The organism is Sorangium sp. So ce693, assembly GCF_051521375.1.
Taxonomy (GTDB): domain Bacteria; phylum Myxococcota_A; class Polyangia; order Polyangiales; family Polyangiaceae; genus Sorangium; species Sorangium atrum.
Genome location: NZ_CP150347.1, coordinates 2,197,661 through 2,213,913, shown reverse-complemented (window position 1 = coordinate 2,213,913; position 16,253 = coordinate 2,197,661). Strand labels below are relative to the sequence as shown.

Annotated in this window: 8 protein-coding genes; 6 read left to right on the top strand and 2 right to left on the bottom strand. The window is 69.5% G+C overall.

The genetic code is table 11. The features are described 5' to 3' along the window. Positions 1-11 precede the first annotated feature (11 nt). The 4 genes from WMF14_RS08415 (at position 12) to WMF14_RS08400 (ending at position 7,326) form a co-directional block, all read left to right on the top strand. The gene (locus WMF14_RS08415; RefSeq protein WP_437799882.1) at positions 12-1,823 is read left to right on the top strand and encodes an adenylate/guanylate cyclase domain-containing protein; all 1,812 of its coding nucleotides are present in this window, start codon (positions 12-14) and stop codon (positions 1,821-1,823) included. Positions 1,824-2,603: 780 nt separating this feature from the next. Continuing rightward, on the top strand, positions 2,604-4,094 hold the full coding sequence (locus WMF14_RS08410) for a DUF1592 domain-containing protein (RefSeq protein ID WP_437799880.1): 1,491 nt from the start codon (positions 2,604-2,606) through the stop codon (positions 4,092-4,094). Between the two features lie 29 nt (positions 4,095-4,123). Further along, positions 4,124-5,485: a DUF1552 domain-containing protein gene (locus WMF14_RS08405; protein ID WP_437799878.1), complete on the top strand. Its 1,362-nt coding sequence runs from the start codon at positions 4,124-4,126 to the stop codon at positions 5,483-5,485. A gap of 41 nt (positions 5,486-5,526) precedes the next feature. Continuing rightward, a complete protein-coding gene (locus WMF14_RS08400) occupies positions 5,527-7,326 on the top strand; it encodes a glycoside hydrolase family 44 protein (protein WP_437799876.1) in 1,800 nt (599 codons plus the stop codon). 127 nt (positions 7,327-7,453) lie between these two features. Here the strand turns inward: WMF14_RS08400 and WMF14_RS08395 are convergent, their stop codons facing one another. After that, positions 7,454-8,995: an amidase gene (locus WMF14_RS08395; protein ID WP_437799874.1), complete on the bottom strand. Its 1,542-nt coding sequence runs from the start codon at positions 8,993-8,995 to the stop codon at positions 7,454-7,456. A gap of 547 nt (positions 8,996-9,542) precedes the next feature. Between WMF14_RS08395 and WMF14_RS08390 the strand changes: the two genes are divergently transcribed. Both WMF14_RS08390 and WMF14_RS08385 read left to right on the top strand, forming a co-directional pair. After that, positions 9,543-13,016: a hypothetical protein gene (locus tag WMF14_RS08390; protein WP_437799872.1), complete on the top strand. Its 3,474-nt coding sequence runs from the start codon at positions 9,543-9,545 to the stop codon at positions 13,014-13,016. Positions 13,017-13,229: 213 nt separating this feature from the next. Further along, entirely contained in the window at positions 13,230-14,171 is a 942-nt protein-coding gene (locus WMF14_RS08385) for a cation:proton antiporter (protein WP_437799870.1), read from the top strand. A gap of 36 nt (positions 14,172-14,207) precedes the next feature. On the opposite strand, the gene WMF14_RS08380 is transcribed toward WMF14_RS08385, so the two are convergent. Next, entirely contained in the window at positions 14,208-15,485 is a 1,278-nt protein-coding gene (locus WMF14_RS08380) for a serine hydrolase domain-containing protein (RefSeq protein ID WP_437799868.1), read from the bottom strand. Between the last annotated feature and the right edge of the window lie 768 nt (positions 15,486-16,253).

The window sequence follows — 16,253 nt, the reverse complement described above, 5'->3', positions numbered from 1 at the left end:
GAGGCCTCCGCGTGAGGGCGTTCTCGCTCAAGACGAAGGCGATCGCGCTCTTCACGGCGATCGCGCTCGTCCCCGTGGCCGTCGCCGTGACGCTCCTCACGGACGTGAACCAGCGCGCCGTGCGGACCTCCGAGGAGAGCTTGCAGGCGTCGATCCTCTCCGAGGTGGCCTCGGCCTCGATCCAGCTCGTCCGGGATGTCGAGAGCGATGCCGTCGCCGCGGCGGCCATCTTCGGCCACGCCGCGAGCGGCGCCATCCGGGACGAGGACGCTGTCGCCTCGGTGCGCGCCCTCGTCGCGACGCGCGCGCTCATCGACGCGGTGCGGCTCGAGGTGCCCGACGCGGGGATCAGCACCATGATCCGCAAGGCGTCGTCCGACGCGGACGTGCCCGCGGCGCCGGCTGCGCTGCGCCGGCTCGCCGACGAGCGCGGCGTCGGCTTCGGCGTGATCGGGCCGGCCCGCGGCCTCCTCGTGGCCCGCGTGCGGCCCGCCGGCGACGCGGGTGCCGGCGCCGCGCCGGGCGCAGGCGCAGGCGCCGCGGCGCCGCCTCCCCCGGGCGGCCCGGCCGGCTACGTGGTCGCCGAGGTGGCGCTCGACATGCTCGGACGCGACCTGGAGGTGATCGCCGGGCGCCGCTTCGGGGGCCGCGCCGTGCGCCTGCTCATCGCGGGCCACGACCGCCAGGTGATCGCGGCGTTCGGGGTGCCCGGTGTCGCGCCGGGCAGCGACGCCTCATCCTTGCCGATCTGGCGCAACCTCCCCCCCGGCGCGGGGTTGAACGACAGGATCACCGTGCTCGCCCCGCACGACGAGGGCGGCCGGCAGATGATCGGCGCCATCGAGACGGTGCCCGACCTCGGCTGGGCGGTCGCGATCTGGCGTCCGGAGCCCGAAGCCTTCGCCGCGCTCGACGAGATGCGGCGCCGCGGCCTCGCCGTCGCCGCGGGCGCGCTCGTCCTCGCGCTCGCCCTCGCGCTCGTCACCGCCCGCCACGTGACGCGCCCGATCCTGCACCTCGTCGCGCAGGCGCGGCTCATCGGCGCCCGGCGCTGGCGCGAGATCGCGCTCGGCGAGGCGCTGCGGGGGCGGCGCGACGAGATCGGCGAGCTCACGACCTCCCTCGGCCGCATGGCCCAGGACCTGGAGCAGGGCGAGGCCGACATCGCCCGGGAGGCGAAGCTCCGCGGCGATCTCGGCCGGTTCATGGACAGGGCCGTCGTCGACGCGATCGTGCGGGGCGAGCACCCGCTCGCCCTCGGCGGCAAGCGGGCGGCCGTGTCGGTGCTCTTCGCCGACGTCGTCGGCTTCACGCCGCTCGCCGAGTCGCGCGACGCCGAGCGAATGGTCGCCCTCCTCAACGAGCTCTTCTCGATGCTCACCGAGATCGTGTTCCGGCACGGGGGCACGGTCGACAAGTTCATCGGCGACTGCGTCATGGCCGTCTGGGGCGCCCCGATCGCGCAGGAGGATCATGCGCGCCGCGCGCTCGCGGCCGCGGAGGACATGATGCGCTTCCTCGAGACGGCGAACGAGGAGTGGCGCGAGCGGTACGACGTCGAGGTCCGCCTCGGCGTGGGCGTGAACTCCGGCGAGGCCATCGTCGGCAACATCGGATCCGACAAGCGGATGGAGTACACCGTGATAGGCGACGTGGTGAACGTGGCCTCGCGGCTCGAGGCGATCGCGGCGCCGAACCAGGTGCTCGTCTCCGCGGCGACGAGGGACCTCGCCGGCGACGCCTTCCCGCTGCGCGCGCTGGGCGAGCGCAACCTCACGGGGCGAAAGACGACCACGGCCGTGTACGCGCTCGATCCGGACTGAAGGGGGCCCAGCGCGCCCGCGCCCGTCGACGCGTGGTGGTGAACTCCCCCGCCCCGTCGGAAGGATGGCACCGCTTCCGCCACATTGTGAACGTTCACAAATAACGTCACTTCCGAGCGACGACACCGACGCCGCGCAGCAGGCGCACCTCGCGCGATCGCGGCGACCGGCGCCCGCCTTCTTGACGCAGTGATCCGGAGGAGCTCGCCGGCCCTGCCCTCCCTCGGCCTCGCGGAGCGGCACGGGCCGGTCGATTGGCATTGACCTCGGCCATGTGATCGTTCACATTTGGTTCAAGGGGTATCCTTTTACTTCGCGCATGAGCGGGTCGCCCTGCGCGCCGCGCCCTTCGTCATCCAATCGAGTTCTTGTCGATTCCAGAGCTCCGTTCGCCCGCCCGCCGCGAAAGCGATGGTCGAGCGATGGTGCTTGGTGTTCTTACCGAGGGTGAGCCACCGGAGGACACCACAGACCTCGTCGCTTCGACGGGGGTCGAGAAATCCTCGGTACGGTCCGTCGGGTCACCCCGTCGCATCATCGGAGAGCAAGATGAAGAAGCCGTCCTGGCATGAGCTCCGTTTCTCAAGAGAAGGCGCCGCCATTTGCGCGCTCGCATTCGCGGCCGCGTGCACGGGCGCGCTGGGTGACACGACGAAGGGCGGTGGGGCATCCTCTGCCGGAGGCGACGGATCACCGACGGACTCGGGTGTCGGCGGCGGCGGATCACCGACGGACGCGGATCCCCCGCCGTTCCAGCCCGCGGCCGGGATGTTGCGCCGTTTGACGAGAACGCAATTTCGCAACGCCGTGCGCGACGTCTTCGGCGTGGAAGTCAATATCAATGACCTCGACGCCGACAGCTGGAACGGGAATTTTGCGGTCATCGGCGCATCGACCGTCGTGACCTCGGAGCGAGGCGTCGAGCAGTACCACGCGGCCATCGAGAGCGCCGTCGACGCGGTGTTCGCGGATCGCGCGAAGCGGGACCAGTTCATCGGCTGCGCGCCCAGCGGCGCGGAGAACGACGCTTGCGTGCGTGGCTTCCTCCAGACGCTCGGGCTTCGAGCGTGGCGCCGCCCGCTCGAGGCCGCCGAGCTCGACCGGCTCGCGGCCGTCGCCGCGAAGGCCGCGACCGAGCTCGAGAGCCCCGTCGAGGGGGCTCGCTGGGCGACCGTGGCCCTCTTCACCTCTCCGAACTTCCTGTATCGCCCGGAGCTCGGGGCGCCGAGCGCCGACGGGTCGCTTCGCTTGACGGGCTACGAGATGGCGTCCCGGCTCGCGTTCCTTTTGTGGAACAGCCTGCCGGACCAGGAGCTGCTCGACGAGGCCGCGAGCGGGGCGCTCGGAACGGTGGAGGGGATCCGCGCGGCGGCGACGCGGCTGCTCGAGACGCCTGCCGGGCGCGAGGCGGTCGGCGCCTTCGCCGAGGAGTACATGCGGCTCGATCGGATCGGCACCCAGGCAAAGGACTCGGGGCTCTTTCCGGAGTACAACCCCGCGCTGCAAGCGGCGATGGTCCGCGACATGCGAGGCACCTGGGAGGTGCTCGCGTTCGACGATCAAGCGAGCGCGCTCGACCTGTTCTCGACCACGAAGGTCGTCGTCAACAGCGACCTCGCCCAGCTCTACGGTCTCGACACCGCCGGCCTCGGCTCGGGCGCCTTCGAGGTCCGCTCGTTGCCCGCGGACGGCCCGCGCATCGGGATCCTCAGCAAAGCGGGCTTCCTCTCGCAGTTCGCGAACCAGAAGGAGGGCTCTCCCACCTTGCGCGGCAAGTTCATGCGCGACGCCCTCATGTGCACGCCCATCCCGCCGCCGCCCGGCGACGTCGCTCTCGAGCTCCCGGAGCCGCCTGCAGACAAGCCCCTCACGAAGCGTCAGCGGCTCGAGATCCACCGGACCGAGCCCACTTGCGCCGGCTGCCACTCGTACATGGACCCGCTGGGCCTGCCGCTCGAGACCTTCGACGCGATCGGCCGCTTCCGCACGACCGACCACGGCCTGCCGATCGACCCGAGCGGCGAGTTCGACGGGCAGCCGGTCGCCGACGCGCGCGCGCTCGGCGTGACCCTCAGCGCGGACGCCTCCGTCGCGGAATGCCTCGTCCGCAAGTACTACACGTATGCAGCCGGTCACGAGGAGAGGAAGGTGGACGCGAGCGTGCTGAACGCGCTGACCGCCTCGTTCGAAGGGTCGGGGTACAAGCTGCGCGAGCTGGTCCTCGACGTCGTGACCAACGACGCTTTCTCGTCCGTCGCCCCGCAACCCTGATCGCAGGTACCCCAATGACGAACAAAGCCTTGAACCGACGAACTGTTCTCCGGGGGATTCTGGCGACGGGCGCCGCCGTCACGATCCCGCTCCCCCTGCTCGAGATCATGCTGAACGAGAGCGGCACGGCGCTCGCGCAGACGAAGACCCCGGTCTCGCCGCTCTACGTCACGTGGTTCTTCGGGAACGGCACGCTTCCCGGTCGCTGGAAGCCGACGCGCACGGGCTCCGGTCAGGCCTGGGACCTCAGCCCCCAACTCCAGCCCCTCGCGGACCTCAAGTCGTACCTCACGGTGATCAGCGGCCTCGAAAACAAGCTCGTGGTATCCGGCGTCGAGCACCCCTCGGGGTCGGCGGGGGTCACGACCGGCGCGCCGCTCAGCGGGAACGCCGTGCGGGCCGCGTCCATCGACCAGGTCGTCGCGGACGCCATCTCGGCGGGGGCGCCGTACCGCTCGCTCGAGGTGGGGGTGACGCCGGCGACGCCGAACGGCCCTCAGGACTCGCTTCACACGGTCTCGCACAAGGGGCCGAACGCGCGCAACAACCCGGAGTTCGATCCGAAGGCCGTGTTCAATCGATTGTTCATGAGCGGCTTGCCCGAGCCCAGCGACGACGGCGCGGCTCAGGCCACGAAGATCGCGAACGTCCGGAAGAGCGTGCTCGACTCCATCCTGCAGGACGGCGCGAGCCTGAAGGAACGGCTCGGGGCGGCCGACAAGCATCGTATCGAGGAGCACCTCGAGTCGATCCGCGCCATCGAGCAGCGCCTCGAGACCATGTCGTCCGGAGGCGGTTCGACGTCAGCGTGCAAGAGCCCGACGGCCCCCACCGCCGGAAAGGATGCGCGGAGCGAGGCGCCCCCCGACGTGAACGCCGCCATGGTCGAGCTCTCGGCGCTCGCGCTCGCGTGCGAGAGGACCCGCGTGCTCTCGTTCATGTTCTCGCTGCCCGCCGCGCACGTCTACTACCGGCACCTCGCGCAGGACATGAACGACGACTTTCACGACACCATCTGCCACGGAGACGCCGGGGATCAATCGAGTCAACCTCGCGTCGACAAGGGCGTGATCTACACGATGCGCTGCCTGAACGAGTTCTTGACGAAGCTCAAGAACACGCCGCACGGCAGCTCGAACCTGCTCGACAGCGCGCTCGTGTACGTCACGTCCGACACCGCGTGGGGCAAGGTGCACACGAGGACGGAATGGCCGGTGCTCTTCGCGGGGAAAGCCGGAGGGAGGCTGCGCGGCGACGAGCACCACAACTTCCCCGGCGACAACCTGAGCAAGGCGCTCCTGACGGTCGCCCAGATCATGGGTTTGCCGATCAAGGAGATCGGCATCGACGCGGGGCGGGTCACGTCGCCGCTCGCGGGCATCCAGGTCTGACCGCGCCAGCGCGCGCCGCGATCCCGCGGACGATGGAGTACATGCACCGCATGCTTTCTCGACACGCTCCCTTCTTGCACGTCACGCTGGTCCTCCTCGCATCTGCCGCCTTCCTCGGCTGCGGCGACGACGCCGACACCTCCTCTGCTGGCAGCGGCGGCGCCGGCGCTTCTGGCGGCGGCGCCGGTACGACCAGCAGCGGCGCCGGCACGACCAGCAGCGGCGCCGGCGCTTCTGGCGGCGGCACCGGCACGGCCAGCAGCGGTCAGGGCGGGTCCGGCGGCCATCCTCCCGCGGACCTCGTCGAGCCCGGCGATCCCGGCCCGGGTGATGTCACGTTCACCGTGCGCGCCGATCGGGACGTGCGCCCCATCAGCCGGCTCATCTACGGCGCCAACTGGGCCGAAGACCTGGACGGCGAGCAGCGCGGCACCACCGTCGTGCGCATGGGCGGCAACCGCATGACCGCGTACAACTGGGAGAACAACGCCTCCAACGCCGGCTCGGACTACATGCACCAGAACGACGCGTACCTCGTCGACAACAGCCCGAAAGGCGATGTCCCCGGGGAGGCGGTGCGCATGCACGCCGAGGGCGCGCTGGCGCACGGCGCCGCCTTCATCGCGACCATCCCCATCTGCGGCTATGTCGCGGCGGACAAGAACGGCGGCGGCGACGTCAACCAGACCCGGAATTACCTCGAGACCCGCTTCCGCCCGACGATCGCGCGCAAGGGCGCTCCCTTCTCCTCGTCGCCCAATCTCAACGACAACGCCGTGTACCAGGACGAGTTCGTCGCCTGGATGAAGCAGGCCTTCCCCGGCGCCTTCGAGGGCGACGTCGCGAGCGTGCTGTTCTCGCTCGATAACGAGCCCGACCTCTGGAATCACAGCCACGAGCGCATCCACCCGGAGCCGGTGCGCTACGCCGAGCTCGTCGACAAGAACATCGAGTTCGCGTCCGCGATCAAGGACGTCGCGCCCAATTCGCTCGTCACCGGCTTCGTCTCCTACGGGTATTCGGGCTATGTCAGCCTCCAGGACGCTCCCGACGCGGACGGCAACTTCATCGAGTACTGGCTCGACGCCATGAAGGCCGCCGAGACGAGCGAGGGGCGCCGCCTGGTCGACGTGCTCGACCTGCACTGGTACACGGAGATCTACGCGAACGGCGAGCGCCTCACGGGCTCCGACGCCTCCCCCGCGTCGGTCGAGGCCCGCGTGCAGGCGCCGCGCTCGCTCTGGGACCCGACCTTCGTCGAGGACAGCTGGATCGCGAAGGACGTCGTGCGCGGCCCGATCAAGCTCATCCCCTGGCTCCAGGGCCTCATCGACGCCCATTACCCGGGCACCGCCCTCGGCATCACCGAGTACAATTACGGGGGCGGCAACCACATCTCCGGGGCGATCGCGCAGGCCGACGCCCTCGGCGTCTTCGGCCGCGAAGGCGTGTTCCTCGCGACGATCTGGGATCCCGGCGAAGAGGTCTCGATGCTCCGGGCCGGCGTGCGCGCCTTCACGAGCTACGACGGGCAGGGCGCGCGCTTCGGCGATACGTCCGTCCGCGCCGACACGAGCGACGTCGCCAAGGCCACCGTGTACGCGAGTATCGACGAGGCCGATCCGAGCCGGATGGTCCTCGTCGCCATCAACAAGACCGCGGCCCCGCTCACGGCCGCGGTGACCCTCGCCGCCTACGAGAGCTACACGGCCATCGACACGTGGCAACTCACATCCACCAAGGCCGATCTCGTGCGTGCGGATCCGATTGCGCCGCGCGCCACGAACGCCTTCACCTACGCGATGCCGGCCCACAGCGTGTCGGTGCTGGTCCCCCGATAGTCGCGTCCCCCTCGTCCGGAGCGTCGTCCAGACAAGCCCCGTCGAGAAATGCGGAGACCCGACGCGGGTTGGGCTGGGACCCGCGGACCCCCCCCGGACCGACACGGCATAACGGACCGAGTTCCCGTCAGATCACCGGCGCTCGGTAGCCGCCGAGCTCCCGCTCGATGTGGCCGGCCAGGGCGAGGACGGCATCCTCGCGGAAGGGGCGGCCGATGATCTGGACGCCGACCGGCGTTCCTCGCGACGAGGTGCCCGCGCGCACGACGACCGCCGGCCACCCTGTCATGTTGTAAGCGAACGAGTAGCTGAATCCTGCGTAGACTCCGTGCTCGACCCACGCATCGTGGGGCAGCGCCTCGAGGACACACGGCGGGCAGACGATGGCGTCGACATCCTTCATGAAGCCGAGCATCCGCCCCCGCCACGCGTCCAGCCGCTCGACTGCCGCGGTCAGCTCCCCGCTCGACAGCGGCTCGCTCGCGAGCGCGGCCTCCACCTCGGCGCCGGGGTCCGTGGTTCCGGCCAGATCCAGGAGCCGCCTCAACCAGGCGCCGCCGTCCGCCCGGAAGATATCTGCGTCTATCGTGAGCACGTCGCTCAGCGCGTCGGGCTTCTTCGACTCCACCCGCGCGCCGCCCGCCTCCAGCGCCGCCGCCGCGTCCACCACCGCCTGGCGCACCGCCGCGTCCGGCGCCGCGATCCCGTTGTCGGTGTGCATCGCGATCCGCAGCTCCCTGAACTGCACGTGCTTCGGGTCGCCGAGCGGCGCCGGGATCAGCGCCGCGTCGCGCCAGTCGGGCCCCGCCAGGATGCCAAAGAGCAGCCAGAGATCGTCGACCGAGCGGGCCATCGGCCCGAGCACGGTGAACGATTGGAGCAGCCCCTCCGCCGGGACGATATGGCCCGTCCGCGGGATGCGGCCGGAGGTCGGCTTGAGCCCGGCGATCCCGCAAAAATGCGACGGCACGCGGATGCTCCCGCCGGTGTCGCTGCCCACGTCGAACGGCGAGCCGCCCGCGGCCACGATGGCGCCCGCCCCCCCGCTGGAGCCGCCCGGCGACAGGTCGAGGCCATACGGATTGTTGGTGCGCCCGTAAACCGCGTTGTTCGTCTCGTACGACCACGTCATCTCGGGCGTATTGCTCTTGCCCAGCAGGATCGCGCCCGCTTCCTTGAGGCGCCGGACCACGGTGGCGTCCTCTTTCGGAACGAAATTCGTTCGCCCGGCCGTCCCGCCGGTCGTCACCACGCCGGCGGTATCGATGGAATCCTTGATCGTCATCGGCACGCCGTGCAGCGGGCCGAGCGGCTTGCCTCTCGCCAGGGCCTTGTCCGCCGCCCGCGCCTCCGCTCTCGCCTCGTCGGCGCGGAGCTTCACCACGGCGTTCAGCCGCGGATTGATCTGCGCGATGCGCGCCAGGTGCGCCTCCACGACCTCGAGCGACGACACCCGCTTCCGGCGGATGAGATCCGCCAGCTGCCCCCCGGTCGCCCGCGTGAGCTCCGACAGCGCCTCCGCCGCAGGCTCCTCGACAGGCGTCATCCCATCGCACGCGCCCGACAGGGCCGCTACGCTCCCGGCGAACGCCCGCAGGAAGAAGCGGCGCGAGATCTCCCCTGTGTGCCCGGCAGCGCCCGGGTCATCGACGTTTGCAGATTGGGTCATATTCTCCTCCCCACGGGAGCGTCGTGAGCCAGTGTCGCACGGCTCGCGAAACGCACGCCGCCATTCGTCACGTCCAGCCTATGCCTTTACGGGAAGCGAGCTATTGCACAGCAGGATACCGGCAATTGGTGGCGCGTCGGCAACAGCCGTCCCGCGTGGAACGAGGAAACGATGCGATCCCGGGGTCTCATGCGGCGATCGCCACGCCCACCTCGGACGACCGTACCTTGATGCGATCCGCCCGCCCCTCGTGCGACGGCTACACGATCTCGATCGTCGATCCACGCATCGAAGGGGCCGACTTCGCCCCGCAGCTCCTGGTCCATCTACGGCGCTCAGCGCGCGCGGTTTCGGCGCCGACCGTGTCTTCGACGATCCGTGACGGAACCCCGCGTCATGTTGCCCCCGGGTACCCACCCGGCCATGCTCTCCATCGAACCGCCGGATCCTCACATCGTCTTCCGTCGAGCTCGCAGCTTTGTGCGCGTCGCTCGGCTGTCTCCTGGTCTGGTTTCGGTCGCCTGAGCAGCTGTCGCTCAAGGCACTTGTGACCGGCATCATCGTCTCTGTCGAGCTCGCGATGGTCACCGGTGGCCCCTGCCGCAGCAACATCTTCCTGACCTCGCAGCGAGGCCAGCAGATCCTCATCGTGATGTTCACGGCCGCCGTCTGCCGCGTCGGAGGACCTTGCCTCTCGTCGGGCTCGTGGCGGAGCGTGAATGTCCTGGTCATGCCGGGCACCGAAGGCGGCATGATCAGAGACCCTGAGCAGCTTGTTTCAGTATTATCCAGGTCAGGCGGCGGTGTCTCGGCAGCGTTGACCATCGCGGTGGTCCTCGCCTCCACGGCGTGCGATCTCGTGGTGCGCGGGGGCGGCGGCGCCGAAGCGGGCGGCGGCTCCACGACCGGTGATCAAGGCGGCGCCGGTGCTGTCGGCGGTGGTGGTCGCGAGAGCGGCAGCGGCGGCGAGGGCGGCGGCATCGGACCCAGCGGCAGCGGCGGCAGCGGCGGCAGCGGCGGCGAGGGCGGCGGCATCGGACCCAGCGGCAGCGGCGGCAGCGGCGGCAGCGTCGAGCCCGGCGGCAATGGTGGCGCGAGCGGCAGTGGCAGTGGCGGCGCGGGCGGCAGCGCGCCAGGCACGTGCGTGCCAGGCACGGTCCTCACCTGCTATACCGGCCCCGTCGGGGTCGCCCACATTGGACAGTGCGTCACCGGGACGCAGACGTGCCGCTCCGACGGGCTGGGCTACGGCCCCTGTACGGGGGCGGTGACGCCCGCCGAGGAGATCTGCGCCACACCGGTGGACGAGAACTGCGACGGCGAGCCCCATTGCCCGGGGCTCCCGCCGTGGGCGCGAGGGTACGGCGGCCCCGGCGACGACGAGGGTCTATCCATCGTGAGCGACGCCTCGGGCAACTACTACGTCGCGGGCGATTTTGAAGGGACGGTCGACTTCGGCGCCGGCCCCCTCACCAGCGCAGGGGGCTCCGACATCTTCTTCCTCAAGCTCGATCCCTCCGGCTCGGTGATCTGGAGCAAGCGCTTCGGAACCGAGTACGACGATGAGAACGCCACCATGACCGTCGACGGGAGCGGGAACATCGTCCTCGCCGCAGTCTACAACGGCGGTCCCGGACACGCTTCGGCGCCAGGTCCGGATTTCGGCGACGGGCCCCTGCCGTCGAGCGAACAGCCTTCGGTCATCGGGGCCACGTTCGACCACGAAGGCAACCGCATCGAGAACACGGGCTTCGAGGTCGAAGCGGGCAACTGGGAGCTCAAACAAGTCGCTGTCAACGGCGACGGCGACGCGTACATCCTCTATGACAGCGGCGGCATCATCGGTTTCATGAGCTTCACGGCCGGCTTCTTTCGCGGGTGGGGCGAAGTGTATCCCTATGATTATCCTGACACCAGGGCAGCAGGCTTTGCGGTCGATGGCGCAGGCAACGTGATCGTGGCGGCGGAGGTGCATTATGGCCGTACGGACTTGCCTCCATTCGAGCTGATCGTCGCCAAGTTCAGCTACTACGGTGCGCTGTCGTGGCAACAATCATTCGCGTCGAGCTCGACCGACAGATCCGCCGTGCCCTTGGCCGCGTCGGTGGTGGTCAACGCGGCGGACGAGATCCTCGTGACGACCTTCACGGACGGAACCATCGATTTCGGCGGCGGCGTGCTCGCCCGTGGGGCCGCGCTCGTGAAGCTGGACGCCGGAGGCCAGCCTCTCATGAGCCGTTCTGTTCGCTTCGGCGACGAGATCACCCTCGATCCCTCAGGCGGCATGTTCGTCGCCGGGCACGGCCTTGCCAGGCTCGACGCGAGCGGGACGGAGACCTGGTCGGTCGACTTCGATCCTCTCGCGAAGGACATCGCTGTCTCTCCGAACGGCAGCGTGGCCGTCACCGGGAGCGCGCTCGCGCCGGCGGACTTCGGGGCCGGCCCGATCCCCTACGCAGCGGGTCGCGACATCTTCGTCGCCATGTTCAGCCCGCCCTGCGACGGCGGCGAGTGGGACTGCGAGACCGCCGGCAGCGGCGGCGGCGCGGGCGGCGGTGGCAGCGGCGGCGAGGGCGGCAGCGGCGAGGGCGGCGGCGGCGCGGGCGGCGGTGGCAGCACGGAAGGCACGTGCGTGCCGGGCTCGATCCTCACCTGCTACACTGGCCCCGTAGGGACCGTCGGCGTCGGGCCGTGCGTGACAGGTGCGCAAACGTGCCGCTCCGACGGGCTGGGTTACGGCCCTTGCACAGGTGCGGTGGCGCCCACCGAAGAGCTCTGCGCCACCCCGGTGGACGAGAGCTGCGACGGCGTGCCCGATTGCCCCCGGCTCCCGCCCTGGGCGCGGGGATACGGGGGGTCCGGCGACGACCTGGGGCTGTCCATCGTGAGCGACGCCGCTGGCAACTTCTACGTCTCGGGTAGCTTCCGGGGAACGGTCGACTTCGGCGCCGGCCCCGTCACCAGCGCAGGGGGGTCGGACGTCTTCTTCCTCAAGCTCGATCCCGCAGGCTCGGTGATCTGGAGCAAGCGCTTCGGGACCGAATACAACGACGCGAACGCCACCATGGCCGTCGACGGAAGCGGCAATATCGTGCTCGTCGGGGTCTATGACGGTGAAACTCTCACGCCAGGTCCGGATCTCGGTGGGGGTCCCCTCCCGCCCGTTCTCGATGAGGGCACGCTGTTCGTGGCCGCATTCGACGCCGATGGCAATCACATCTGGAGCAACGGCTTCCCAGGCAGACTCGGCACCTCGGGCTGGCCCTGGATGGTACAGCAGGCTGCCGTCGACGGCGCCGGCGATGTGTACGTGCTCCATGTCGTCGATGAAGGTTATCGACTGGCGAAGGTGGGCGCCGGAGGTACCGCCGTCCTCTGGACAGCCCACCTGCAAGGGATGTACAACTATACACTGGTCAATGGAGCGGGACGCATCGCGCTCGACAGCGCTGGCAACGTGCTCGCGGTGACCCCGAGCTTCGATACGGGCCTGCCCCCGTGGCCGACATTCAACGTCACCAAGCTCGCCCCGGCGGGGGCCGTGCTGTGGGAAAAGCTGTTTCCGTCGATGGCGACGTACCCCCTGGCGGCGGCCTATTCGGTGGCGGTCAACGCGGCGGACGAGGTCCTCGTGACGGGCCTCACGGACGGCACCGTCGACTTCGGCGGCGGCGCGGTGGGGGGATCCGTACTGGTCAAGCTCGACGCAGCAGGAGAAGTGCTCTCCAGCCACACCATCAGCGCTCCCTTCCACAGGATCTCCCTCGATCCTGCCGGCGGAATGTTCGTCGCCGGGCCCTCGGGGCTCGCCAAGCTCGACGAGGACGGGACCAAGCTCTGGTCGGTCGCCTTCGACCCGCCCAGCAGCGATTCACACGACCGTCTCGTGGAGGACATCGCCGTGTCTCCGAATGGCACGGTTGCAATCACCGGCAGCACGCGCGCGCCGGTCGACTTCGGGACCGGCCCGATCCCCTACGCAGCGGCGACCGACATCTTCGTCGCCACGTTCAATCCCTGACGGCCTCGCCTCTCCGCCTGCAAGCCAGCCTCGCGGAGCGGGAGCTTGAACTCCCTCGCTCCCCCCGCTCCGCGAGGTCAGTCGCCGGTCGTAGCTCAGGGCTCGCTCGCGCTCGAATCCCACGGCGCGCTTTCCGTGCTCGTGTGTCTCCATCCTACCTTCTACTTGGGCGACGGTCGCTCGGTCCGCCTGCAGCGGGGAGTAGCGTCGTTCGTGCCGTCTCGACAGGGCACATTCCAAGTCTCGGCAGCGCTGCTCTCGCTCGCTGCGATCTTCAGCTTCTTCAACCATCGGCTCCTCAAGCTGCCGACGACGATCGGGTTGATGCTGATCGCGATGACGACGATGAAGATAGCCGGAGAGTCGCTCTTCAACGACGGCGTGGCGGTGGTGGCGTTCATCGGGCTCCTGGAGATCGCGTCGGGGACGTCGGGCCTCGATCTGCAGCGGCTCTCGCTGCTGTTCGTCCAGGAGGCGATCGGCGGCGTGCTGTACGGCCTCGCGCTCGGCTTCGTGACGCTCGTCATGCTCCGGCAGGTCGACGACTACAAGGTCGAGGTCTTGCTCTCGCTGGCGACCGCGGCGGGCGGCTATGCCCTGGCGTACGCGATCCATGTCTCCGGCCCCATCGCCATGGTGGTGGCCGGGCTCTTCATCGGGAACGAGGCGCGCGCCGGCGCCATGAGCGAGAAGACCCGCGAGCACCTGGACGACTTCTGGGAGCTGATGGACGAGATCCTGAACGCCGTGCTGTTCGTCTTGATCGGCCTCGAGCTCTTGATCGTCGCCTTCGACGCCCAGTCGCTGCTCGCAGGGCTCCTCGCGTTTCCGGTCGTGCTGCTCGCGCGGTTCATCGCGGTCGCGCTGCCGGTGAGCCTCATGAAGAGGCGCAGGGTCTTCACCCCGGGGGCGATCCGCATCCTCACGTGGGGCGGCCTGCGCGGCGGCGTCTCGGTGGCCCTCGCGCTCTCCATCCCCGGAAAGCTCGCGGACGGCACGCTCGTTCCGGAGCGCGAGATGGTGCTGACCATCACCTATGTCGTGGTGGTCGTCTCCATCGTGGTGCAGGGCCTGACCATCGGCCCATTGCTGCGCCGGACGCTCGCCGCCGCCGCCGTCGAGCCGGAGGAGCCGCTCCCCGTGGAAGCCGCCTGAACGACCTGGAGAAGCGGCGTTCGCCCGCGACGGCGCTCAGCGGTACACGGCGTTGATGATGCCGTCGAAGAACTCGGTGCAACCGATGTTGTCGAGCATGCGGTTCCAGCCGAGCTCGTCGAACGGCTGCGGCAGGCCGTGGTTGGTCAGGAGGACGCCGATGATCTCGAGATCGGGATCGACCCACATGAACGTGCCGGCGCCGCCCGCCTTTCCGTAGGAGCGCGGCGACAGGCGCATGCCGCCGTTCGAGAAGCGCCGCGTCCGCAGCTCCCACCCGAGGCCCTTCGGGGCGAGGAGCAGGTTGTTGATGGGCGACGTGTCGGTCGCCGCCTCCGTCACGTAGGGCGTGTTGTTCTTCTTCATCTGCCGGACCAGATCGGGCCGCAAGACCTCGGCGTTGCCGTAGGCGCCGCCGTTCAAGATCATCTGGCAGAAGACGGCCACGTCGAGCGCCGTGGTGAACACGCCGTCGCAGCCGGCGACGCCGCCCAGCGCGAAGTCCTGCTCGTCCTGCACCTGGCCCCGCACGAGGCAGCCCCGGCGGGCGGAGTACCCCGTGGCCGCGACGCGCTCGACGAGCTCCGGAGGCGGGTTGTACATCGTGTCGCTCATGCCGAGAGGACGCCAGATGCACTCTCTCGCGATGGCGTCGAGATCGTCCCCCGCGGCGGCCTCGATCATGCGGCCGAGGAGGCGGTACGTGAGATCGCTGTACAGCGTCGATCTGCCCGTCGCGTATTCGAGCGGCGTCTCGGCCATGATGCACCAGGCCGTCTCGACGTCCTCATCCAAGCACTGGTTGTCCAGCGGCAGACCGGACGAATAACGGAGCATGTCGTAGACGGTGACAGCCCCCTTTCCGTTGGCGGCGAACTCCGGCAGGTACCTGGCGACCGGCGCGTCCAGCCGTATCACGCGCTCTTCCACGAGCGCGAGGGCCGTCGCCGCGGTCGAGAGCACCTTGCTCATCGATTGGACGTCGAAGATCGTATCGAGCGTCACCGGCTCGTCGGCGCCGGCGACCTTGCTGCCGAAGGCCCTGTGACCCACGATGACCCCGTGCCGGGCGACCAGCGCCGTGGCGCCGGGAAACAGGGCGTCGTTCACGCGGCGCTGGATCCGCGCGAAGACGTCCTCCAGCCGCTCCGAGCTCATGTTCACGTCCTCGGGCCGCCCCGTGGTGAGCGTGGTCGAGCAGGCGCCTCTCCATGGGTCCGAACCGAGCGCGGGCGCCGCGGCGGCCACCGAGGCGATCTGGGTCATCCCTTGCAAGAACGTCCTGCGGTTGACCCCTCGTCGTTGATCGATCATGGCTCTTCCCAACCTTGCTTTCATGCAGAACGAATCCTTCCACGGCGTTTGCCCCCCGGAGGGCCGGAGGCGCATTCAGCGTGGGCGTCTGGCGTGAAGGCTCGCAATATGTACGCCAGCGTGACCTGCCGTCTCCCCTTCGAGCTGCACCGCCAAAAAGAGCTTCCACCTGGCCGCTGGTTTCAGCTGAGAGGTCCGGCGCGTCCCCTCCAATGGAGTTGGCACGACTGGAATGGAAGCGCAATCGATTGCGGGATGACGCAAGCAGATGACATCCTGGACGACCGTGGACGACCGCGGACGAATGAACGCGCTGTTCCCGTTGCGCCCCGTTCCGCTCCGTTCCGCTCCGTTCCGCCCCGTTCCGCCCCGTTGCGAGCTCGTTTGGAGGCCAGCTCACCGATCACGGGCGTCCTTCGCCGGCCGACCCCGACATGCTGTCATGTCCTATCGACTTCAGACCAGCGGCGCCCGACGCGCCCGCGAGGCGGGGTTGCGGGCGCTCGTGGCCTGACGTCTCCCCCGCTGCCTCTCTCGTCGTCTCGCCTCCCCGTCACTCGCTCACTTGCGCGCCAGCGGACGATACGGTGGGCGTTCCGCTCAATGCTGAGCTCGGCAGGCAGCGTCCGACGACCCCGCGATCGACGCGGCTCGCCCTGACCGGCCGTCACGCTGCAGCCGGCGCGTCGAGTCGCCCGGATGCCTGGATCCGCCGCGGAGCCGACCGCTCACCTCTGGTACCGATCCTGCCTGCCGGTCGGTAGCGCA

What these genes read in the sequence shown, in the direction of transcription:
- WMF14_RS08400 (WP_437799876.1), top strand. Translation starts at nt 5,527, where the DNA reads ATGCACCGCATGCTTTCTCGACACGCTCCCTTCTTGCACGTCACGCTG.
- WMF14_RS08395 (WP_437799874.1), bottom strand. Translation starts at nt 8,995, where the DNA reads ATGACCCAATCTGCAAACGTCGATGACCCGGGCGCTGCCGGGCACACA.
- WMF14_RS08380 (WP_437799868.1), bottom strand. Translation starts at nt 15,485, where the DNA reads ATGATCGATCAACGACGAGGGGTCAACCGCAGGACGTTCTTGCAAGGG.